This is a genomic window from Chryseolinea lacunae (assembly GCF_016735595.1).
Lineage (GTDB): Bacteria > Bacteroidota > Bacteroidia > Cytophagales > Cyclobacteriaceae > Chryseolinea > Chryseolinea lacunae.
Genome location: NZ_JAERRB010000001.1, coordinates 1,075,267 through 1,098,422, shown reverse-complemented (window position 1 = coordinate 1,098,422; position 23,156 = coordinate 1,075,267). Strand labels below are relative to the sequence as shown.

Sequence of the window (23,156 nt, the reverse complement as noted above, 5' to 3'; positions counted from 1 at the left end):
GTTCACCTTTGTTGCACAAAAAAAACAACTGACGCTATGAAGGCCATACAATTGAATGAGTTTGGTGGTATTGAACACCTGGTGCAGGTAACGCCGCCCCAACCCGTGCCCCTCGAAAACGAATTGCTGGTGCAGGTGAAAGCCGTAAGCATAAATCCCGTGGATGTGAAAACCCGTGCGGGCAAGGGGATGTCGGGCAGGCTGAAAGAATACATGCCGTTGATTTTGGGATGGGACATTTCGGGTACGATCGCCGCTGTGGGCAACCAGGTGAAGGACTTTGTTGCAGGCGACGAAGTGTTTGGTATGGTAAACTTTCCCGGGCATGGAAAGGCGTATGCCGAATACGTGACCACACCCGCTGCGCACGTCACACGAAAACCGGTAAACATCGACCACCCAGAAGCAGCGGCGGCAACCCTGGCGGCCCTCACCGCCTGGGAGGCATTGACACAACGCGCAAAAATACAGCCCGGCCAATCGGTTCTCATCCACGCCGGTGCTGGTGGGGTGGGGCACTATGCTGTGCAGATGGCGAGGCACCTCGGAGCACACGTGATTGCCACGTCATCGTCGGCGAACAAAGACTTTATACGGTCGCTTGGTGCACACCACCATGTTGATTATACACGCGAACGATTTGAAGACACGGTTCACGATGTGGACTTTGTGCTCGATACGATGGGCGGCGAGACACTGGAGCGTTCGGTAGCGGTGGTGAAGCCCGGAGGAACGCTGATCAGCATCCCCACCGCTGTGCCGCCCCACGTGGTGGACCTTGCCCGTGCGAAAAATGCGAACGCGTATTTTTTCCTCGTGCAATCGAACGGCGACGGCATGCGTCAGGTGGCGCAGTGGCTGGAAGCGGGCATTGTGAAATCGCATGTGTCGCATATTTTTCCATTCGACGAAATGGGCAAGGCGCATCTGCAACTGGAAACCGGCCGGACCAAAGGTAAAATTGTAGTAACCGTATAGAACTACAAAACGCGAAACCTTAAACAACTTTAAACTAAAATAACGATGATAGAGAATGAACTGACATTTGCGTTGCTGCGATTGGCCGTTGGCGCCAGCATGTTTGCGCACGGCCTGGTGCGTCTGCCAAAACTCACTGGATTTAGTGGATGGATGGTAGGACAATTTGAGAAATCGATGCTGCCAAAGATCATGGTGCTTCCCTTCAGCTATGCGTTGCCGGTGGCTGAATTTGTGATTGGCACGTTGTTAATACTTGGATTATTAACAAGGCCCGCGCTGGTTGCCGGGGGCCTGGTGATGGTGATGTTGATCTTTGGTGCAGGCATGATCGAGGATTGGGGTGCCATTCCCTCGCAGCTCATTCACGCCTTCTTTTTTGGGATTCTCCTGTCGGGCCTGCAACACAATGGTTATGCGCTGGACACACTTGTGAAAAAATAGAACAAGCCATGACGACGCGAAGAAATTTTTTGAAGAACACCGGCGTGGCCGGTGCCGCGGGCTTGTTGTTGGTACAAGGCGCAGCTGCGCGCGGCGTAGGGGCGCACGCGGATCGTGAAGTTGGAAAAAAATTTTGGCCCGAAGGGGCACGCCTGGTCATCTCCGTGTCGATGCAGTTTGAGGCCGGAGGGCAACCGGCCAACGCTGAAAGTCCTTTTCCACAAAACATGCAGGCGGGCTATAGAGACTTGCCGGCCGAAACGTGGTATGCCTACGGCTATGAAGAAGGTATTCCGCGCATGCTGGACTTGTGGGATAAATTCGGCATCAAGGTGACCTCGCACATGGTAGGGGAGGCGGTGTTGAAAAATCCTGCGCTGGCCAAAGAAATTGTGTTGCGAGGCCATGAGGCTGCGGCCCACGGCATGCGTTGGAGCACGCAATATGCCATGTCGCGCGAGGAAGAGAAGAAGTTTATCGACGATGGCGTGCAGGCCGTGAAGCACGCCACGGGCGCCACACCAGTGGGCTACAACGCCAACTGGCTGCGCCGCGGCGAAAACACATTGGCCATCCTGCAGGAACTTGGCTTTCGCTACCACATAGACGACCTCAGTCGCGACGAACCTTTTGTGACCACCGTCAACGGTAAGCCGTTTGCTGTGGTGCCCTACACCATCCGTTGCAACGACATTCTGCTGGTGGAGGGAAAGAACTTTTCGGCCGACCAGTTTCTCAACCAATTGAAGCTTGAGTTTGACCAGCTCTATGACGAAGCCGCCGTGAAGCGTCGCCAGATGTCCATAAGCTTTCACGATCGCATCGGCGGATCGCCCGCCATGGTGGCCGCAGCAAAACAATTTTTTCAGTATGCCCTGAAGCAAAAGGGTGTGGTCTTCAAACGCAAGGACGAAATTGCCAAATGGATTTTAGCGGAAGGAAAATAAAGTAAGCGGTCGTGTGAACAGGAGTGAGTAGGGGTTTGGGCGATCGGCCCGCCGGAGAAATTCGGCGGGCTTTTTTTGTGGTGAAGGGGGAACCCCGCCAGTAGCATCCGTCGTCATCCTGTTCATCAGGTTGCCATTCCGGAAATGGAGGGTTGGGCCGTGGCAGTAAGGGCTGTCTCAAAAGCAAAAGGAATAAAGACGCCACGCAGCCTGCTGAGGGACGTTAAATGCAGGATCGCACGCGAATCGGCGGGTACGGGACAAGATGGCCGTAAAATAGTAGTTGCATCAATCCTAAATAATGACAAATATTATCAGGGATACACCGCTGTGTTTCGTCATGTTAGGGTAAGAGCGAACATGAACATGACATGACCTGAAGTGGGATGTGATCCGCTACAGAACAGACAAAGGTGTCATCGGAAGCTTTGCACGGTGGCGAATGGAACGAACCCAAACTTTTAACTACGCATACTACAACCCCTATGAAACACACGCTACTGATTTTGCTGCTGGCCTGCGCCGTGGTGGCAACCGCTCAACCAAAAATTGATGTGGACAAACAAATGAAGCTGAGCCTCCACCAATACAAAGGCCTGCTCACGGAATTTACCGACACCACGTTGTTTCCCCAATCGGTGAACCCCGACGGCACCTACAAAAAAATGAAAAGCGAATGGTGGTGCACGGGCTTCTTCGGCGGCTCCCTGTGGTATCTCTACGAATACACAAAAGACCCCGCCATGAAAGCCGCAGCCGAAAAGTGGACCCTCGCCGTGAAGAAAGAACAATACAACACCGGCACACACGACCTGGGCTTCATGCTCTATTGCTCGTTTGGCAACGGCCTGCGCCTCACCAACAACCCGGCCTACAAACCCATTCTGCTCACCGGCGCCCAATCGCTGTCGACACGGTTCAACCCGAAAGTAGGCGTGATCAAATCATGGAACGACTTTCACGGCTATAAATATCCCGTCATCATCGACAACATGATGAACCTTGAGTTTTTGTTCTGGGCCGCCAAAGCCTCGGGCAACAAAAAGTTCTATGACCTCAGCGTGACCCATGCCGACAATACCCTGAAGAATCACTACCGCCCCGACTACAGCAGCTACCACGTGCTTTGCTACGACTCGGTGGGCAACGTCATTGCCCGCAAAACCGCCCAAGGCTTCGCCGACGAATCGGCCTGGGCCCGTGGCCAGGCCTGGGGACTCTATGGCTACGTGGTGATGTTCAGAGAAACAAAAGACAAAAAATACCTCGACCAAGCCGTGCACATCGCCGACTTCTTCACACACCATCCCAACTTACCCAATGACAAAATTCCCTACTGGGACTTTAACTCCACCGAAATCCCCAACGACGTACGCGACGCATCATCCGCCGCCATTGCCGCCTCGGCCTTGCTTGAACTGAGCGGCTACGTGAAAGGAGAAAAAAGCAAAGCCTACTTCACCTTCGCCGAAGACGTACTGCAAAGCCTGTCAAGCCCCGAATACTTTGCCCCCGAAGGCAACCACTATTTCCTCCTAAAACACTCCACCGGCCACAAACCCGCCAAAAGCGAAATCGACACCCCCATCATCTACGCCGACTACTATTACCTCGAAGGCCTCCTCCGATACAACAAGATCACAAAGAAGAAAAAGTAACACCCCACCTACCAACACACAAAAACCTTGGAGCCAAATGGCGTCAAGGTTTTTTTATGCCTTCATTATAAAGTGCCATGGACCAAAAAATAAACACCGAAGTCCCACCACCACCACATTCACACACGCACCCACCCCCACCCTCAGCATATTCCCATCAGGGCATAAGCATACCTTCGGCCTGGCCATGGCATGTGCGGGTATGGTTAAGCCCTGATGGGAATATGCGGGGCCCCGCGGCCCCTGAGCGGGCTATGAAATGCGCCAAAAAACACCAACACTAAACCGACCTATCAAAACGTGCAAGCCACAACGTCATTTCGTATCCACATCCCCCACTTTTGTATAAGCCCCACCGCCCCTCACCCCCATAGCTTTGTCTTATCATTTAACAAATTCAACACATGGCAAAGACAATCTTTATTACAGGTGCTTCCAAGGGATTTGGAAGAATTTGGGCAGAAGCCTTCTTGAAACGCGGCGACCGCGTAGTCGCCACAGCACGCAACACCGAAACACTAAAAGACCTGGTGAAACAATACGGCAGCACCGTGCTGGCATTGGCACTGGATGTGAACGACCGGGCGCAATGTTTTGCCGCCATCAAAAAAGCAAAAGAACACTTCGGCACCATCGACGTGGTGATCAACAATGCGGGCTATGGCCTCTTCGGTTCCATTGAAGAAACCAGCGAGAAAGAAGCACGCGACCAGATCGAAACAAACGTGTTCGGTTTGTTGTGGGTAACACAGGCCGCATTGCCCGTGATGCGCGCACAAGGTCACGGTCACATCGTGCAGATATCGAGCGTGCTGGGCATGGTGACGCTGCCGGTGCTTGGCTTGTATAACGCATCGAAGTGGGCAGTGGAAGGTTTGAGCGAAACATTGGCGGCAGAAGTGAAAGACTTCGGCATCAAGGTATCGCTGGTGGAACCCAACGGTTTTTCGACCGACTGGGCCGGACCCTCGTCGTTGCACACGCAACCGCTGGACGCCTACAACAAAGTGAAATCCGATTTTCAGGCCGGCCTCACCGACGATATCTTCGGCATTCCCGAAGCTACCACCGACGCCATTCTGAAACTGGTTGACAGTGCCAACCCTCCGCTGCGGTTGTTCCTGGGCAAAATGGCGTTGCCATGGGTCACCCAGGTGTATTCCGACCGCCTGGCCACCTGGGGCGAATGGAAGGAAGTGGCAGAAAAAGCACACGGAAAGTAAATTAATTTGACCTGCGCTTTGTTATCGTAGGCAACTTGTGGAAGCTCCGGCGTTCTCAGAAACACGTCGGGGCTTCTGCAAAATCTTTCAAACACACGTATGAAACATTTCAAAAGCATCAGCGAACTGCACCGTGAAAATGGATTTCAGCCGCCATCCAACCCGTTGATAGGATTGATCAAGTGTGGCCAGCTGCGCACATGCTCGCTGTCGAATGCGGAGTTCACCAGCGACTTCTATGCCATCGGTTTCAAAAAACTGAAGTCGGGCGTGATTCGTTATGGCCGCACCAAATACGATCACGATCACGGGTCCATGTCGTTCTTCAAACCACGCCAGGTCATCGAGCTGAGAGACGTGGAGCTGCACGAAGACGGCTTCCTGATTTTTTTTCACGAAGACATCCTGAACGGCTACCCGCTCTATCACGAGATAAAAAAATACAGCTACTTCGACTACGAAACCAACGAAGCCTTGCATCTTTCGGCCAAGGAAGAACAAATTATTTGGGAGTTGTATAACAAAATTGAAACAGAGTATAACAACAACCCCGACGAATACAGCCGCGACATCATCCTCACGCACATCGACTCCATCTTGAAATATTCGCAGCGCTTCTACAAACGTCAATTCATTAACCGCACCGATCTGTCGGGAAAAATCGTGTCGCGCTTCAACGACATGCTGACCCACTATGTTGAAGATGGTCACCTGAAGACCATAGGACTGCCCACCGTGAAATATGTGGCCGCCGAACTGAACATCTCCGGACGCTACCTCAGCGACCTCCTGAAACAGGAAACCGGAAAAACAGCTCTGGAACTGATCCATATTTTTCTGATGACGGAAGCAAAAAATATGCTGCTGGCGTCAGACAACACGGTGTCGGAGATTGCTTACAATTTGGGATTTGAAAATCCACCCTACTTCTCGCGCCTGTTCAAGAAAGAAGTGGGCATAAGTCCCAACCTGTTCAAGAAGCAGGTTTTGAATTAAATCTTCGCGTCCACCAATTCAAAGGTTCACGCTCACGCCACCCCAGTCTTCCGGACGCAGGTCCTGGATGGACTGTGAGAATGTCCACACATAGCCGTTAAAATCCATGACGGAATATTGACGTTCGCCATAGGGAAAATCGATGGGCGGATGGAGCACGCGGGCGTTGTGCAGGCGCGCTTGTTCGTGATGCGCGTCAACATCCACCACACGAATCATGATAGAGATCGACCAGGCCGCCGCCGGATTTTCGAGCGTGGTGCCGTCGGGTTGTTTTGTAACGGCAATGGTGCCCCCTTGCAGGCTGAGCTGTGCCCTGTGGTCGCCCACCGTCCACCGTGTTGAAAATCCGAAAGCTTTTGTGAGCCAGTCAATCGCTTCGGCCAGATCAGGATAGGCAAGCACGGGAATGACGGTGCTTGTCGGCATGGTGCGGTTTTGCATAGCGCGAATGTTAGGGTGTACTGAAAACAAGTTACGTCTTCGCCGGGTGTGGCACAAAAGGTCAGTTGTTAAAAAAAGCTACCCGGCCATTTTCATGCGCCGGGTAGAGACAACCTGGAGGAAAGTGAAAAATCCTAGCGACGTTTCAATTGAAGAAAACCGCGCAACGATGGGTATTGCAACAACAACCCAATCCACGCCAGTGCACAGAACACGATGGGGAAAATAAAATTCTCACCGTGTTGAATCATGACGGCCACGGCGCCACCAAAGTAGGCGGTAAGGAACAATACGCCAATGACGGCCGTGCGCGGAATGATGTAGAGCATGGTGATCACCAGCAGGATGATGCCGAGTGGTTGCACAAAGCTGTCGGCAAAGCCAAACTTGCCCGTGCCTTCCACGTGATGCGACTCGCGAATCACCTTCATGATCGAATCGAAAAGCAGGAACAGAATAACAAGACCGCTGATGATGCGACCGGTCCACAGGGCACCTTTTGAAGGTGTGTTGGTTGTTTGAATAGCAAGGGTTTCCATACGTTTTAGTGTTTATGTGTTTTTGACTTTTTGTTTTACTTGATGATTCAAAAGTACAGCACGCCCTTGCGCCGTGCGCTGTGCAAATCCGACATAATGCAGGGCATTTTGCGACACGTGTTTTTAGAACACGCATACTTTCATCGCCTAATATTACCACTGATAAAATTTTGGCCGTTGTGTTGAAAGTGTGTTCGTGTGTGCGGCCCCGAAAATTTAATCGTTGCTCCGGAGTTGATATCTTGGCTGTGCCTTAACGATCTTAACCCCCAATACCCACTATGACCCTGCAACGCTTCACCATTCTGGCCCTGCTCATGTTGCTGGCCAACCTTCACACTGTTGCGCAGAAGCCTTTGGCCACATTTCCCACACGCGGCTTTTGTATCGCTGCACCCAAAGCGGCCAACGTCGATGCCTTTGTGAAGTTTATCAACGAAGAGCTTGCACCCCGCCAGGTGAACGTGCTGATTCTTCGGGTTGACTTCAACTATCAATTCGAACAACATCCCGAACTGCGCGACTCTGCGGCGCTGTCGAAAGCCGATGTGAAGAAGCTGGTGAAGGCCAGCAAAGACCACGGCATCCGCCTCATTCCGCAAATCAATTTGCTGGGCCACCAGTCGTGGGCTGGCACCGTCTATAACCTCTTGCGCGTCTATCCACAGTTTGACGAAACACCCCATGTGAAAATGCCCGCGAAATATGCATGGCCCAATGCCGACGGTCTCTATTGCAAAAGCTACTGCCCGTTGCATCCCGACGTGCACGCGGTGGTGTTCTCGATGATGGACGAAATTTGTGATGCCTTCGAAAGCACCGCCTTTCACGCCGGCATGGACGAAGTGTTCTACCTGGGCGACGACAAATGTCCGCGCTGCGGCGGTCGCGACAAAGCCGAACTCTATGCAGGCGAAGTGCGCACGTTGCGCGATCACCTGCATGAAAAAAATCGTGAGCTGTGGATTTGGGGCGACCGTTTATTGGAGGGAAAGATCACCGGCCTCGGCATGTGGGAAGCCAGCCACAACAACACCCACCGGGCCATCGACCTCATTCCAAAAGACGTGATGATCTGCGACTGGCACTATGAACGTCCCGACAAAACCGCCGTGATCTTTGCCAACAAAGGATTTAAAGTGGCCACCTGCCCCTGGCGAAACACTACGGTGGGAGCAGCCCAGGTTGCCGACATGGCCGCCTTCCGCCGCGATGCAACACCCGAAGTGAAAGAAAATTATCAGGGCATCATTCAAACCGTGTGGTCGGATGCTGAAAGCTTTTTGAAAGGCTACTACGCGAAGAAAGACGATGCCAAAGCAAACGCAGAGAACACGCCGTGGAATTGTTTTCGGACGTTGTTTGCGAAGTGAGGTGTTGGTATTGAGGTCCTGCCAGTTCGACAGTCGCAGCCAAACACAAGGTAGGATAACCCAGAGATAACCCACATATGAGCCAGTGATAACCCACAGATAATCCAGTCTTATAAAGCTCTGGATTATCTGTGGATGAACTTTGGCTTATCGCCAGGCAAACTGTATGTCGTTTCTAAGCAATGGTAGCTAAATCATGACCTCCGATGGCGCGCGACAGAAGGCGCAATAACCTAATCGTGTAAGAAATTACCCCATTCTTATTCACACGCCACCCCGGCGATAGCGTACTTTGAAAGGTCAAATACATTCCTGATATGAAAACGTGTTGGTCTTCGCTTGTGCTGGTGGTTGGCGGTCTTTTGCTGGTGTGCTGCGAACCCAGGGAATATCCCGCGAAAGTATTGCCGGCGTTCAGCGCGATTCAATCCAACGGCTACGTCACGTTCAACCTGGTGAGTGGTGCGGAAAACCGTGTTATTTCTACGTCGTTGGCCGATGCGATGTATTCGGTGTCAAATGGTGTGTTGGTGGTCAATGCCACGGGAGGCAAGATGACCATGTCGGTCAATAGCCTGACGCGGTTGAATTGTAATGCGTGCTCGGTAGAGAACGATGCGCCCCTTGTGGCCGACACGTTGAGCATGGTCATTCATGCCGGCTCGGTCAATTTGCAGAACATCACCATCCATGGCTATCTCGGATTGACGGCCCAGAACACGGGAACGTATAAATTTTCTGGAACGGTACCTTTTTTTCAGGTATCGAACGTGAATGCCACAAGTGTGAAGGCGTTCGACTTGTTGGCCGACAGTGTGTATGTAAGCTCCATGAACGCTCTGCCCACAGAAGTGAATGCGTCGAAGGTGGTGAACGTTTTTATTATGTCGTCGGGCGATGTGTACTACAAAGGCAATCCCGATATTATAAGGCTCACGAACACGGGCTCTGGCAAACTTGTGAAGAAATAATTCGGCCAGTGCAGGGTCGGGGTTGGAGCGATTGGGAAACTCCTGGTTATTTTTTCCTGACCGAAATTCCGGCGAGCACAAAAAATATTCCCGCAAAGGCAAACGATTCACAAAGCCCCATGCGGTCGCTGGGATCGCCGGGGTTGGCAACAAAGCGGGGAATGTGTAGCAACAGAAACCAACCCAACAACATAATGGACGAAAGGAGCGCGGCCAACATTCGCGTGGCGGGAATTAAAATGCCAACACCGCCGGCCACCAAACATATGCCGCAGAAATAGGTGAAGAAGGCGTGAAACGGAATGTATTCCGGAATGAAGCCGATCACAAAGTCGGCATACTTGAAATGGGCATATCCCCCCGCAATAAAAAACGCTGCGAGCAGAAAACATCCCACGGCGATGAGGGTGTCGGTCGTTTTTTTTCTCTGCATAAACATCAACGTATCGGTTCTTCCTTCCAGCCCGAACGAACAGGCCACAATGAGCGCGCCTCCCAGCAACGCCATGGTTTTATAGCCACCGAGCCAGTCGGTCATCACCGTGGGCAGAAAACGCAAGCCCGACAACAGGAGAATGAGCAGCGCGATGATCAGTGCACCGGCATCGCCTTTCTTCGACGCCAAGATCGCTGCACAAGCCAGCACGACGACTGCCCCCGACACATAGCCCAACGCGGGCTTCATGGCCGAAAGACTTTCTGACCATGCTGGCGGCCGGCCAATGATGAAGTCGCCTGTCAGCACACAAAGAAAGCCGAGGCCGAGGATGCCGATCGCGAATATGGCGCGACCGGGAGAGATCAGTTTGGTAATTTGCATGGCACGAGAAGGTATGTCGAGATGAAACATTTTTTTCGCTGGAGGTATGCTTCGTGAAAAGATCACAAGCTTTCACCACTCCTGCTTCATTCAAAATTTCTCACACAGCCATCGTCGTCGCGAAGAGGAGTGTTAACAAGATAATAGTATTTCTTCCGCATTCGGAGGACGTACTGTCGATACTGCGCGCATTTGCATGACTTTGCCGCAATTTGCGTGAATGGAAATGCATGTTTAGAATCTTTTATAAAACAAAATCGCCCCGACTTGTCGAGGCGATTTGTTGAAAGGGATGCGTGTGTGGCATGTCAAACGCCTAGCGCGCGCCGACCCAATGAGGGTACATCGGTTTTTGTGCACCGGCTGCATCGAGGCGTTGCACTTGTTCCGGTGTGAGGCTCCATCCCACGGCCCCTAAATTCTGAATCAACTGCTCTTCGTTACGGGCACCGATCACGATGTTCGATACGGTGGGGCGTTGCAGCAACCAGTTGAGCGCGATCTGCGAAACACTCTTTCCGGTTTCTTCTGCCAGTTGTTCCAGCACGGCAAGAACGCTAAATAACAAAGCGTCGGGTACGTTGGGGCCACCCGCGTCGCCACCTGATTTTATGCGGCCTTCGGGCAACGGTTGTCCTGATTTGATTTTTCCCGTTAGTCTTCCCCAACCCAACGGACTCCACACCTGAAGTCCCAGTTTCTGATCCTGTATGAGCGGCAGCAATTCCCATTCATAGTCGCGACCGATCAACGAGTAGTAGCCCTGATAAATCACATAGCGCGACAGGTGTTCGCGCTCTGAAACAGAGAGTGCCTTCATCAATTGCCAGCCCGCAAAGTTAGACGCGCCGACGTAGCGCACCTTTCCGCTCCGGATCAGGTCGTCCAGTGTGCGCAGTGTTTCGTCGATGGGGGTGGTGGCGTCGAAGCCGTGCATGAAGTAGAGATCGATGTAGTCGGTGCCGAGCCGTTTCAGACTTTCGTCGGCCGCCTTCAGAATATGATAACGCGACGAGCCCTGGTCGTTGGTGCCTGCGCCCATGCTGAACGTGGCCTTGGTCGACACGATGGCGTCGTGTCGCTTGCCTTTGAGCGCGTGGCCGAGAATTTTTTCGGCGTCGCCCATAGAATATACGTTGGCCGTGTCAAAGAAATTCATGCCGTGGGCCAGGCTCACGTCGATGAGGCGTGTGGCTTCTCTTTCGTCGGTGGTGCCCCAGCGTTTAAAAAAATCGTTGGTGCCGCCAAAAGTCCCGGTGCCTAAACTTAATACGGGCACGCGCATGCCGGCGCCACCCAATTGTCTGTAGTCCATAGTCGTTTGATTTTGAGTGTTAAACTTTGTCAGTCGTTTGACTTGACAAAGGTCACGCACATCGCGCGGGGTTTTCAGGAGAGACTACGGGAAGGCTGGTACTTTCTACAGGTTTTCGGACACTCTGAATTCGGATGGCGATTTGCCGGTCTGACTTTTATAGAACCGTGCAAAGTAGGAGGGGTCTTCAAACCCCAGCGCATAAGCAATCTCGCTAATGCTTTTGTCGGCATGCAGCAAACACATGGTGGCATGGTTGGCCAGGTGTTCGCGAATGAGTTGCCCTGCCGATTTGCCGGTAATGCTTTTCACGGTGTCGTTCAGGTGATTTTGAGACACGCCAAGAGTGTCGGCATACACCGCTATTTTTTTTAAAGCCAGACCCGTGCCGTCGCCCAGGGCGCGGAAATCGTGGAGGTATAGCTCTTTAAAGGATTTTACCAACCTGATTCCTGCGGCATGTGCGGTGTCGAAGGCATGACCTTGTTCGAGGGCCTGGGCATGGGCTTTGTGGATGAGCAGCTGCAACTGGCTGCGCAATATTTGCGGGGAATGTGTGGTGGCATGCAGAAACTCTTCGTGCATGAAGCGAAGCTGAGTGAGGTAGTATTGCGTCTGGGCCTCGGTGAGTGCGAGCACAGCATTGCCGTTGAGCTGGAAAAACGGAAGCTCCTGCAGAAAGTGTTTGTTTTCGAAGCCTTCGTGGAAGAACGTTTCCGAAAAGCCTACAAAGTAGCCTTTCTGATCTTTTTTTTCGGCGCGCCACGACTGCACCATGTGGGGTGCTACAAAACACAACATGTTTTCGCGGATATAATATTCCTTCGTGCCAAACGTGTGGATGCCCTCGCCCTGGACCACCATAAACAACATATAAAAATCCAGCCGGTGTGCGTTGATCACGTCGGGCAACGCGCAGCGGTGGTGTATTTCAAAATGCCGCTGGTCGGATGCCGCCAACGGTGCAGGCACGTCGTGTTTGAAGTATGTCTTATGGTAGGCGTCGCTCTTGAGGGTTGGGATGGTCTGTTGCTTCATGGCGTGCGGGGTGAATGTGGAATAACGTTTCGATTCCGGAAAAGATTCTCGGCAGAAGCAGAAAAGCGGAGGTGCTTTCAATGCCCCGCCTGCCCTTGTTATCACTTCACATAATTTCGCACAACGCACACAGGAAATAACAAGACGAAAAACGAACCTTGTGTGACACACGATGCCGTTTAAATTTTTTTGACGACACTCGTCCATAGACGCCACGACAGATTGTTATCTTCATGATCTTCTACTATCACGAATTGATTTCACAACCCAAAACATGAAACTCCGTCTCTCCCTGCTTTTGTTGCTGGGCACGCTCTGCCTGGCGGCCTTTCAATTTATTCGCGAACCCCTCACGGCAAACCTGAAAGATTCGGCCACCTATCGGTGGTTGAACAAGCCCGTGCTGGAAAGCCGTGTGCTCGACGATATGGAAACCCTCACACACTGGCATGCCTTCACCACCGCGGGCGGCGAAGTGGTGGACGCCCGCAAGGTGATCAAGATTGTGGACGACAGCGAAGCCGTGGCAACGATGGCCCTGGACGCGGATCGCAAACACGACGGTAAACAATCGCTGCGCATGGTCACCCCCACACGCCTGCAAGGACCCGCCCCCAAAAGCGGACGCGGCTGGGGCAGGTCTGGGGTGAGACGTCATTTTGCAGACGAAGACTGGTCGTCGTTCAATCGCATTTCCATCTGGATCTATCCCGACCTGCCCGGCTTCTACACCACGGCACTTGACTTTCGCCTCTATAACGACGGCGTGGAAAAACTTCCGGCGTTGTTTGGACAGGAAGGGGAAACATCGCTGATCCTGCGCAACCACGAGTGGAACCACGTGGTGTGGGAGATTGGCAACGTGGCCCGCGACAAAATTACAAGCTTCGAAATGTCGTATGGCCTCTCGGGCAACACACCCGACGAAGCCGACACCATACAGTTTCATTTTGACCAACTGGAACTTGAACGCGTGGAGCCCGACAAGATTGAAGGCTGGGATGTGTGGCCCGGAAGAATATCCTTTAGCCACACCGGCTATCAGACCGGCGCTGCGAAACGCGCCATCGCCAGCAACATGACGGCAAAAGATTTTCGGTTAATCGATCAGCACACCGGCGAAACCGTGTTGACAAAGCCCATCACACAAATGCGCTCGCACATCGGCCAATTTCAGGTGATGGACTTTTCGGAAGTGCGCACACCGGGCGACTACATTGTGGCCGCCGGCGGCGTGTCCACACAACCGTTCCGCATCGAGGCCGACGTGTATGAACGCACGTTGTGGAAGGCGCTCAATTTTTTTTATGCCGAACGCTGTGGCACGGAAATTCCCGGTGTGCACGGTGCATGTCACCGCGACTGGACTTGTGTGCACGGCGACAAACGCATGAACATCAACGGGGGTTGGCACGACGCCGGCGACCTCACGCAAGGATTGGAGAATACCGGCGAGATTGCCTATGGGTTGTTTACCCTGGCCGAGAAATTGAAGACGCAAAACAACAACCCCGCGTTGTTTGAGCGTGTGCTCGAAGAAGCGTTGTGGGGACTGGACTGGGTGACCAAGACCAGCTTTGGCGATGGCTATCGCAACGGCGGCTCCATCAGCAGCCGGCGCACCAACAACATCCTCGGCGACTTCGACGACATTGCCGCCACCGCGCGCAACAGCCCCATGACCAACTTTCAGGCGGCCGCCGTGGAAGCCATCGCCTTCCGGGTAATGAAAGACACCGACGATCGCCTGGCAAAGTATGCCTTGAAAATGGCAGAAGCCGACTGGACCTTCGCCGTGCAAGGCATGGCCAGCATAAAACCCTCGACCGAAATCTGGAGAGGCTCCTTCGATTCGGACAACGTGCAACATGAACTGGCTTCACAAGCCATTCTTGCTTCGGTAGATTTGTGGAAGGCCACGGGCAACAAAAAGTATGCTGACAAAGCCATCGAACTGTCGCGCTTCATTGTAGATTCCCAGCAACGCAGCCGCACGGATTGGGATGTGCCGATGACCGGTTTCTTCTACACCAACACCACAAAAGAACGCATAATGCACTATTGTCATCGCGGTCGTGAACAAGGCCCAACGCTGGCCCTATCGGCTTTGTGCGAAGCCTTCCCCAACGATGCAAACTGGATGAAATGGTATTCGGCTGTGACGTTGTATTCAGAGTACTTGAAAAATCTGGCGACGTATACTGAACCCTATGGCGTGATGCCCGCGTCGGTCTACACCGACCAGGAATACATCAATGTTCCCGAAAGCCGTAAGGAATCTTTCCGCAAGCAAGTGCTCAATGGCGTGCCTCTCGGAAAAGGACACTACCTCCGCTTGTTCCCGGTGTGGATGGACTATCGTGGACATTTCGGAACCATACTCCCGCAAGCACAGGCGTTGGCCAGTGCAGCACACCTTCGTGGTGACCTTTCATCGGCGCAACTGTCCACACAACAACTGGAATGGATCATCGGCAAAAATCCGTTTTCACAAAGCACCATGTGGGGCGAAGGCTACGACTTTCCTCCCATCTATACACCCTCGTCGGGCGACATGGTGGGTGGACTTCCGGTGGGCATTCAAAGCCGAGCCGAAGCCGACGCACCCTATTGGCCTGTGCAAAACACCTGGACCTATAAAGAGATCTGGGTGCACCCGGTGGCACGCTGGGTCTGGTTGCTCAAAGACCTTGCCGGCCCGGCCCTGGTGCAAGGACAAGCCGATGGTGAAGTAACTTTTGTTGAAGCACGTTCAAAACAAAAGACAACGTTGTCACCCGACGCCACGGGACACTTCCGCACCACCCTGCCCGAGGGAACTTATGAGGTGATTCAAAAAGGCCGCGCCCAAAAACAAACCTTGCTGCCGGGCGGCAGCTACACACTTGACCTTCGCACTGTAAGCACCAGCTTCGACGCTACACAGACAACCTCAGCCCGTGGTGAAGTAACGATTCGCGTAATGGCACAAGGCTCGGGCGTCCATAAGTTTTCCTTGCGCACCGACAACCTGTTGTTGTCTGCGCAAGAGAAGGTCGTCACATTAAAACCCGGAGCAATCACTACGCTTGAATGGAAGGCAAAGACAAACTCAACCAACACGCCATGGGTGGCCGTGGTGGTTTTGGATGGAGATCTGTTGCAGCGCCGTGAAGTGCGCGGTGCCGCCTGGGAAAAATAAAAATCACAAACGAAAAAAACAGTCAGGCCTGAATGACCTGACTGTTTTTTTGTTCAGTAAGCTCTGCTATTTTTTTGTGGCAAGAAGGTTTTTCGTACGCGCCGGCAACGCGGCAATAGCGGGCAATGTGTTGGCAGGTTTGTCAAGATAAAAGTAGGCTGTGGCCGACACATCGTCTTCGCGATAATAGTTGGTCCACCCTTGCGGGAAGGTGGGGTCCATGAGGTCGGGAACGGGATTCATTTCGAGCAGTTTGTGAAATGTGCTACCGGCCACGCTCACGGGTTGCAACACGGCGCCGTTCTTTTTCAGGCGTCGCACAAAGTCGGTCATCTCGCCGCCAATTTGCTGGAGGGTCACCTTGCACTGCGTTTGAAAATAGATGGGGTCGGGCACATGATAGCGGTAAAAACTCCACTGCCGGTTCTTCGCGTCGGCCAGTGGGCAGCCCTGGTAACGGTGGGCATACTGGCCCTGGCCCCAGGCAGTGCCGATGTAGTCTTCGGTGCCGGTTCCGGTGAGCGTGGGAAAGTCTGAATCGCCGTCGAGAAATATTTTCACTTCACCTTCGCCCCACCAGCTGGTTTCATACACGCTGTCGGCAATCACGCCCACGTTCATGCCCAGAAATCTTCCTTTGCCCGACACGGCAGGAAGCACCACGAAGTCGCGTCCCAGCGTGGTCTTCAGTTCACGATTCCAATAGGCGTGGAAAAAGAAGACCGGTTTCTCGTGTTTGTCGACGGTAGTCAGGTCAACATCATAGAACAACGTGACGGGAATGTCTGCGTCGTTCAGAATGACGATGCGTGCCGCGGTGTTGAAGGGCATGGGGATGACGCAATTGAATGAGCGTCCTTCGGGATCGGAGAACAACTCGCTTTCAAACGGAACCCTCCGCCCTAAACCCACGCCAAAGAAGTCGCCGAGTGGCGCCGACACAGCCGGTGTTTTTGCACCGTCCCAATACATTTCGAGTCGCATCGATCGGAGCATTGCTGGTGAGCGTTCGTTCACGGTGAGCCAGATGCGTTGCACCACACCGGCACCTTTGTAGTCGAGCAACACCTTCGAGCCCTTGGCGGCAATCTCGTCGAAGGCGTGACCCTTGCCGCCCTTGTTTTCGCGGCCACCCATGCCGCTTTGTGCACCGGGATTTTCAAAACTGCTCCAACGTGTTTTTGTTTTCTGAGGCACGTCATACAAGGCTTGTGCCTGCAAGCGGCCGTGTGCCAGACAGCAAATCAGCAGACTGGCCAGATAGAGATATGGTTTCATGCGAGGGCTGGTTTATCAAAAACAAACCACAGCATCCGATGTTGTGGTGATAGCGCTTCCCGGAGGTTACTTCCCGCTTCGTGCCATGTCCAATGCGCGCGTGGTGGTGTAGTATTTCGCGATCATGTTCGGCACCTCCCACGCGGGCATGGTGTTGTCGCGAAGGTATTCGAGGAATTTCTCCGTCACCCGTGCAAAGTGTGCTTCGTGACCTTCTTTGTATTTCTCGGGGATGATCACCTCCCAGCCATTTTCGGATTTCTGCAACGCGATGCCGGGAAATTTGGCTTCCAGCTTTTTGAACTGTTGCAGCACCGACGCTTCATAGTTGGCGTTTGTCTTTATTGGTTCGATGTAGAGCGTGGGAGAAAACTTTTGGGCTTCACCTTGCCGGATCACGAGGTTGGCTTTGGTTCCGCGCATGATGGAGTAGTGTGTGTCGCCGCCAACCTTTGCCTGATAGGCCCAGGTGACAGAGACTTTGGCGTGAACTCCTTTGAGTGTATAGTTGATGGCACCGTTGCAAAACACATTCAGCACGCTGTCGCGGACAATGTCTTTTTTGAGATAGTCGGGGAAAGCGTTTTGTTTGGTGATGGCCGTGAATTGATGCAAGGTCATTTCGGTGGGCCAGCGTGTTCCCTTCAGCACCTTGATGTCCTTGGTGTAGTCGAGCGTTTGATTGGGAAAACATTCCCACTGCACAAGGTCTACTAGGTGGGTGGTGACATCGGCAATGCCTTCGCCAGCCTGCGACACATCCATGAACCACGCGGGGCGGGTGAGCACACTGCCGGCCACATATTTGTAGAAATGATGCACGCTCTCTTTGGTAACTGCGGGATTGTCGATCGTGCCTTTCTCCAGTGTTCCAAACACGTCGGGCAACAGCGACAATTCTTTTTGCAGCAGTGTGGTGATTTCGTAGCGCTCGGTCATGATGTCGTAGAGCAGATGTTTTTGTTGCCGCGCGGTTTCAAAGGCTTTCTTCAAACGCTCGAAGCCATCGTGGTTGATGGCCATGGGTTTGTCGGCCAGCACATGGAAGCCGGCCTTGAGCGAGCGGTCGATGTATTCGGTTTTTAGTTTGTTGTTGCCGGCGATCACCACCACGTTGCCGGCTTTTTCGGCCAGCATTTTTTCGAAGTAGTCGGGTGCGGTATAGACCTGTTCTTTCCAATGCGTAGGAGCCAGGGCCCGTTTGTTAAAGGCTTCGATGCGTTGCAGGTGAAGGGCCACGTCGTTGCCCTCGGGAGCATAGACGTGCACCACCGAGTCGACTTGGGGATACATGGATTTTTGCACCAGCGCGGCATGAAAATGTCCGGGGTCCAGCGTGATGAGTTTCACAACCGGCGTGGTTGCAGGGTTGGGTTGGGCGAAGGAAAGCGCGGCCGCCAGCATAAACGGAACGGTCAAAACATGCTTCATGATGTGGTGTTTTCGGGTTGTGGTGCGGCATGTTATTGCCGCAACTAAAGATACTGAAAAGCACCACATCGCCCGCCGAAGTTTAGCATGTCAGTCGGGTGGCGGTATGAATGGCAAATTTTGAATGCGACAACGTGCCCTATGCTTCCGTGCGCAGGGTGGCGAGGCTATCCCATTCGTGCGCGATGTTTTTCATCAACAGGGCGTTGTCAAATGTGACAGCGCCTTCCGGAAAGCGCGAACGGTCTTCGAAAAAACTGGAGCGGACACCTTGAACCTGAAGCGGCGTCACTTTCCACGCAAAGGCTTTCAGCGCAAGGCCGTCGTAGGCGCCGCGGGTGTCGGGCGAATAGCCGTGCGAGCCGTTCTTGAAAAAGTCGGATGCCTGTTCCAGGTTTTCGAAAACGCTGTTGGGGTTCCAGTGGTTCGATTCTTCGGCATCGATAGACAGGAAGGTTCCGTCGGCGCTGGTGAAGGACACGGCAAGATGTCCTTGCCGTTCGTTCACGGTGAATGCGGCCCGGTGATGAACGCCCGGAAACAAGCGGCCACCTACCCACGTGTTGAATGCCGACGACGTGTCGCGCCGGGGAATGTAGACGCCCTGTTTGCTCACGCCGTTTTCGGTCAACGTCACGGCTATGCGATGTGCGCCGTTTTCGGATGACAATCCTGCGAACTCCGGCAGTCCTTTGGGACGAACATGCTTTAGTCGGATCAGGCAGATGCCGGCCATCCCAAACCCGCCTACCACAACCGGGCGGAAGGGTGGTGGCAGGATGTTTTGAAGGACGGTGGGGTCTACGCGATAGTTGATGAGCATGCGTCTGTCGATGATGCCGGCGAGGGTGGGGATGGTCATGGCCTGATGATTATATACTCCTTGAGACGTTTGGAGAAAGGCCTTTATTTTTAGGTTAACAAGTTCTTAACAAAATAGAGAGTTAGCCGGGTATCAGTTCGTATGGATTGGCGATGGAATGTTTTCCGAAACGTTTTAATAACGCTACCTCATTGCGAGAATCAATATTCTCTTTTTCGATGATTTCTTTTATTGCCGGTTGCTTGAGACCGGGAATGCGTGTTAGAAAGAACGGCCAGAGTGTTTCCTTCTGGTAGGTTTTATCCAAATCAGGAAATCCTGCAATTCGTTTGTATTCGTGTTGATTGTTCTTGAACTCCTCAGAGTAGGTAAACTCCCACAAGCCATTATAGCAACGTAGTTTTCCGATTTGGATCTTGTCTACCATTAACGTAAATACGGTCTTGTCATTGGATGGCAAGTTGAAATCCATTTCTTCTTTATTAAACAAGTTTGAAATCTTCTTAATCATATCAACAGTTTCTCAGTGTTTCAAATCTTTCTTTCAAAATTATTGAAATTAACTCCTGTCTCTCTCTACTGAAGTAGTTGAAAATATCGACATTTAGCATTCCTAAAACTTTCTGTTCCTGCGAATGCGAGACGAGGGCGTCTACAACTTCAGCGTATTCACGTGTTAAAGTCTTTACGAAAGTTACTAATCCAAAGTGGTTAACGTTTGCGTCATTCTCAACACTTATTCTTGGGGTTGCTAGGGAGATGTAATTTACTAATTTTTTTCCTCCTTGGGTTTGAAGAACCATGTGTTTAACGAGATTTTCTTCACTCTCGTTCCATAATAGCCCGCGTGCCGAGTCATAGATGGGTGCAAACCTGGCCAGTTTTCCACCTTTTTTGATTGTATTGATCACTCCCCAGTTGTAGAAATGGCGGTCGTTATTACCGACAATAGCATCGAAAACAATCATTTTGATAAAGTGTAGTATGAGGGTTTCGCAAATTTCAGGAAACACAAATCGAATAGCTTCGCAGGTGAATTCAAAGGTAAATAGCTCACGAGAAGTTTTTTTGCTATTCGCGATTTCTGTTGCCATGTCAAGGTCGTCGAGGTATTCCCCGCATATTTCTGCACCGTGGATCAATACCTCATTTGGCTTGAGAAAATATCTGCTCAGAAATCGAATCTGTCCTTTAGCCACCACCAATTTCACAGCATTCATGTTTAACCCTAGTGCAATGCCAATTTTATTTATCATGTACTCCGTGACAGACTCATGAGGATACCATTTTTCTGCGCTCTTTGCTATGTACGGTGTCCACGAGGCGCGATTGGTTCTTTTAACGTTACTGTCGCGTTCGAAAAAGTATGCTTTAATAAATTGCTTCGGAGCGTCGCCGTCAAGCCCAATGTCAATGACATAATAGTCATTCTTCTTAAGTCTCGGAATGGTATGAAACCGCTCTATGTGGCCCGAGTGGTTTTGAGACTTTTCAACTCTTAATTCGTTTTGAGTGTGTAGTTTCAATTAATAACTTGGATAATCATCAAGTTCTGAAAAAAAAATCATAAAAAATTTAACCGTCGAGATTTACCTGGAAGCGTTGTTGATGAGTTGATATCCGACAGTACGATTGATTGGCATCTCGATTTAAGAGTTCCCTACCCCCGCGTCGCGTACTGGCTTAGTAGCACGAAGTCAGGGTTTTCAGTATTCCGAGGATTTGTAGAGCTGAGGTGGAAATTAACCTCGCGAATTCTGTCCTGCCGATCTATCAGAATATTCTTCTCAGAGATTGCAGAAGCACTTGTGTGCGACGATGATAGTGCTGGTCAGCGCCACAACTCCAAAGACCACCCCAGTCTTGCAACCATCCCGCAGAATATGTTAGCTTGCAATTCTATTATTTCTGGATCATTGGAGTTGAGGAGTCAGAGCCGGGCTTTTTGATTTTTTTTACGAGAAGAGTGTACGTATGAAACGCTATGGGATAGTTCGTTCGGCTATGGTTTTTTTTGGGGGTGTCTTGTTGTGGGTGGCCTGCTCCAGGCCTGTGGACAAGACGGATTCTGATGCGCAAACCCACCTTGACTCGCTGCTGCGGAAAGCCATCCGAAGTACAAACGATTTAGATTTTGAACAGGCGCATACCGAGTTGATCGAGGTGATCACACAGTCGCGCAAGCAGGGCGACGAGAAGAATGAGATCCTGGGCAACATCAACATGGGGGCGCTCTATATTAAGTATAACGCCCAGGAAGAAGCCCTGAAATACTTTCTGCAATCGCTTGAATTGGCGCAGCAGTATAAGAAAGACGATCTGCTCAACACCATCTACAACAACATCGGCATTGTGTATGCCACCAACAACGCCACCGACAAAGCCATTGAGTATTATGAGAAGGCCATCGAGATCAGTCGCGGGCAGGTGAACAAGCGGCGGCTGGCGTTGAACTACATCAACATGGGCACCGAACTCAACAACAAAGGCAACGATAGCCTGGCCCTGCAATATTTCGACGAGGCCCTGGCCATTTTCCAGACGGAAGCCGACACGCTCAACGCCAGCATCGCCATCAACAACACGGCCAACCTCTATTATGCCCACGGCCAATACGACAGCGCGCTGCGAAAATACAAACAGGCTTTTGCCATGAACCTGAAGGTGAAGGATAAATTCTATTATCCTCAATACTGTCTTGGCCTGGGCAAAACGTATGTCAATCGTCATCAATACGATTCGGCTACCTGGTATCTGGAGGAAAGCCTGGCGGGGTTTCATGAAACCTCCAGCACGGAGAGCATTGTGGAGGCCTACCGGTGGCTGTCGCGTGTGGCCGAGGCGTCGGGACGCAACGGTGACGCGCTGAAATTTTCGAACCTCACGCTGGCCTGGAAAGACAGCCTGTTGCGCGAAAAGACCACCAAGTGGATTTCGGAATTGCAGATGCGCTACGAATTTGGCAAGAAGGAAAATGAAATTGAATTGCTGCAAGCCGAGGCCACACGGCAACGACAGTTCTGGATTGGGGTGGTTGTTGTGGCCACCATCATTGCCCTGCTGTTGTTCTACACGCTGCGCACCCAAAACATAAACCTGCAGCAAAAAAACGTGATCCTGCAACGGGATCAGGAAGTGACACGCCTCACGCTGGAGAAAAACCGCGTGGAGCGCGAGCAGCTGGAGAAGGACATTCTGGCCACCGAAAAGCTCAACGCCCTGGAGCAGGAACGTATGAAACAGGAGCTCACGTTCAAAGACCGCGAGCTGGCCACCAAAACCCTGCACCTGGTGAACAAGAACGAAATCTTCGACTCGATCTATAAACTGCTGAACGCCATAGACCCCGCCGACGGTCAAACGGTGCGGTCGCCGCTGGACAAGGCCAAAAAAATTATCCGCGGCAACAACAACATGGACCAGGTGTGGGTGGACTTCAAACTTCATTTCGAGGAAGTGCACCCCCGTTTTTTCAGCCAACTCCAGGAAGCCTATCCCGACCTGTCGCCCAACGACCTGCGGCTTTGTGCCTACTTGCTCATCGACCTCAATTCGAAAGAGATCGCCCAGATCTATAACATCTCCCCCGAATCGATCCGCAAAAAAAAGCAACGTTTGCGGGAAAAGCTCAACCTCGAAAAAGACGAGGATGTGAAAATTCTGCTGAAGCGCTATAAAGCCACACCCTATTAGCCAA

At 52.1% G+C, this 23,156-nt stretch carries 20 protein-coding genes; 10 read left to right on the top strand and 10 right to left on the bottom strand.

What is annotated here, in order from left to right; all coding sequences use genetic code 11:
- Nucleotides 1–36 precede the first annotated feature (36 nt).
- The 6 genes from JI741_RS04375 to JI741_RS04350 all read left to right on the top strand — a co-directional run bounded on the left by JI741_RS04375 (nucleotide 37) and on the right by JI741_RS04350 (nucleotide 6,246).
- A complete protein-coding gene (locus tag JI741_RS04375) occupies nucleotides 37–978 on the top strand; it encodes an NADP-dependent oxidoreductase (RefSeq protein ID WP_202007740.1) in 942 nt (313 codons plus the stop codon).
- A 45-nt stretch (nucleotides 979–1,023) separates the two neighbouring features.
- On the top strand, nucleotides 1,024–1,422 hold the full coding sequence (locus JI741_RS04370) for a DoxX family membrane protein (RefSeq protein WP_202007738.1): 399 nt from the start codon (nucleotides 1,024–1,026) through the stop codon (nucleotides 1,420–1,422).
- Nucleotides 1,423–1,430: 8 nt separating this feature from the next.
- Nucleotides 1,431–2,369: a polysaccharide deacetylase family protein gene (locus JI741_RS04365; RefSeq protein WP_202008112.1), complete on the top strand. Its 939-nt coding sequence runs from the start codon at nucleotides 1,431–1,433 to the stop codon at nucleotides 2,367–2,369.
- Nucleotides 2,370–2,854: 485 nt separating this feature from the next.
- Nucleotides 2,855–4,027 carry a glycoside hydrolase family 88 protein gene (locus tag JI741_RS04360; protein WP_202007736.1) on the top strand — a complete coding sequence of 391 codons (1,173 nt, stop codon included), beginning with the start codon at nucleotides 2,855–2,857 and terminating at the stop codon, nucleotides 4,025–4,027.
- Between the two features lie 404 nt (nucleotides 4,028–4,431).
- A complete protein-coding gene (locus tag JI741_RS04355) occupies nucleotides 4,432–5,250 on the top strand; it encodes an SDR family oxidoreductase (protein WP_202007734.1) in 819 nt (272 codons plus the stop codon).
- Nucleotides 5,251–5,349: 99 nt separating this feature from the next.
- Complete coding sequence (locus tag JI741_RS04350; protein ID WP_202007732.1) at nucleotides 5,350–6,246, top strand: helix-turn-helix domain-containing protein; 897 nt, start codon at nucleotides 5,350–5,352, stop codon at nucleotides 6,244–6,246.
- Nucleotides 6,247–6,264: 18 nt separating this feature from the next.
- Here JI741_RS04350 and JI741_RS04345 read toward each other — a convergent pair whose 3' ends face one another.
- Both JI741_RS04345 and JI741_RS04340 read right to left on the bottom strand, forming a co-directional pair.
- Nucleotides 6,265–6,690: a VOC family protein gene (locus JI741_RS04345; protein WP_202007730.1), complete on the bottom strand. Its 426-nt coding sequence runs from the start codon at nucleotides 6,688–6,690 to the stop codon at nucleotides 6,265–6,267.
- A gap of 134 nt (nucleotides 6,691–6,824) precedes the next feature.
- Nucleotides 6,825–7,229 carry a DoxX family protein gene (locus JI741_RS04340; RefSeq protein WP_202007728.1) on the bottom strand — a complete coding sequence of 135 codons (405 nt, stop codon included), beginning with the start codon at nucleotides 7,227–7,229 and terminating at the stop codon, nucleotides 6,825–6,827.
- Between the two features lie 281 nt (nucleotides 7,230–7,510).
- On the opposite strand from JI741_RS04340, the gene JI741_RS04335 reads away from it, so the two are divergent.
- Entirely contained in the window at nucleotides 7,511–8,602 is a 1,092-nt protein-coding gene (locus JI741_RS04335; RefSeq protein ID WP_202007726.1) for a family 20 glycosylhydrolase, read from the top strand.
- A gap of 317 nt (nucleotides 8,603–8,919) precedes the next feature.
- The gene (locus JI741_RS04330) at nucleotides 8,920–9,573 is read left to right on the top strand and encodes a GIN domain-containing protein (RefSeq protein WP_202007724.1); all 654 of its coding nucleotides are present in this window, start codon (nucleotides 8,920–8,922) and stop codon (nucleotides 9,571–9,573) included.
- Nucleotides 9,574–9,619: 46 nt separating this feature from the next.
- On the opposite strand, the gene JI741_RS04325 is transcribed toward JI741_RS04330, so the two are convergent.
- From JI741_RS04325 to JI741_RS04315, 3 genes are all read right to left on the bottom strand, one after another.
- A complete protein-coding gene (locus JI741_RS04325) occupies nucleotides 9,620–10,393 on the bottom strand; it encodes a DoxX-related protein (RefSeq protein ID WP_202007722.1) in 774 nt (257 codons plus the stop codon).
- Nucleotides 10,394–10,709: 316 nt separating this feature from the next.
- Nucleotides 10,710–11,708: an aldo/keto reductase gene (locus tag JI741_RS04320; protein ID WP_202007720.1), complete on the bottom strand. Its 999-nt coding sequence runs from the start codon at nucleotides 11,706–11,708 to the stop codon at nucleotides 10,710–10,712.
- 105 nt (nucleotides 11,709–11,813) lie between these two features.
- Nucleotides 11,814–12,746: a helix-turn-helix domain-containing protein gene (locus tag JI741_RS04315; protein ID WP_202007718.1), complete on the bottom strand. Its 933-nt coding sequence runs from the start codon at nucleotides 12,744–12,746 to the stop codon at nucleotides 11,814–11,816.
- Between the two features lie 274 nt (nucleotides 12,747–13,020).
- On the opposite strand from JI741_RS04315, the gene JI741_RS04310 reads away from it, so the two are divergent.
- Entirely contained in the window at nucleotides 13,021–15,927 is a 2,907-nt protein-coding gene (locus tag JI741_RS04310; protein WP_202007716.1) for a glycoside hydrolase family 9 protein, read from the top strand.
- Nucleotides 15,928–15,993: 66 nt separating this feature from the next.
- Here JI741_RS04310 and JI741_RS04305 read toward each other — a convergent pair whose 3' ends face one another.
- From JI741_RS04305 to JI741_RS04285, 5 genes are all read right to left on the bottom strand, one after another.
- Nucleotides 15,994–17,205 carry a glycoside hydrolase family 172 protein gene (locus JI741_RS04305; RefSeq protein ID WP_202007714.1) on the bottom strand — a complete coding sequence of 404 codons (1,212 nt, stop codon included), beginning with the start codon at nucleotides 17,203–17,205 and terminating at the stop codon, nucleotides 15,994–15,996.
- Nucleotides 17,206–17,271: 66 nt separating this feature from the next.
- On the bottom strand, nucleotides 17,272–18,636 hold the full coding sequence (locus JI741_RS04300) for a putative oxidoreductase C-terminal domain-containing protein (RefSeq protein WP_202007712.1): 1,365 nt from the start codon (nucleotides 18,634–18,636) through the stop codon (nucleotides 17,272–17,274).
- Between the two features lie 139 nt (nucleotides 18,637–18,775).
- A complete protein-coding gene (locus JI741_RS04295; protein WP_202007710.1) occupies nucleotides 18,776–19,498 on the bottom strand; it encodes a DUF2071 domain-containing protein in 723 nt (240 codons plus the stop codon).
- A gap of 82 nt (nucleotides 19,499–19,580) precedes the next feature.
- The gene (locus tag JI741_RS04290) at nucleotides 19,581–19,970 is read right to left on the bottom strand and encodes a HipA N-terminal domain-containing protein (protein WP_202007708.1); all 390 of its coding nucleotides are present in this window, start codon (nucleotides 19,968–19,970) and stop codon (nucleotides 19,581–19,583) included.
- 1 nt (nucleotide 19,971) lies between these two features.
- A complete protein-coding gene (locus tag JI741_RS04285; protein ID WP_202007706.1) occupies nucleotides 19,972–20,985 on the bottom strand; it encodes a HipA domain-containing protein in 1,014 nt (337 codons plus the stop codon).
- 448 nt (nucleotides 20,986–21,433) lie between these two features.
- Here JI741_RS04285 and JI741_RS04280 point away from each other — a divergent pair, with 448 nt between their 5' ends.
- Nucleotides 21,434–23,152 (top strand): tetratricopeptide repeat protein, encoded by a 1,719-nt coding sequence (locus JI741_RS04280; RefSeq protein ID WP_202007704.1) that lies wholly within the window; start codon nucleotides 21,434–21,436, stop codon nucleotides 23,150–23,152.
- Nucleotides 23,153–23,156: the final 4 nt, after the last annotated feature.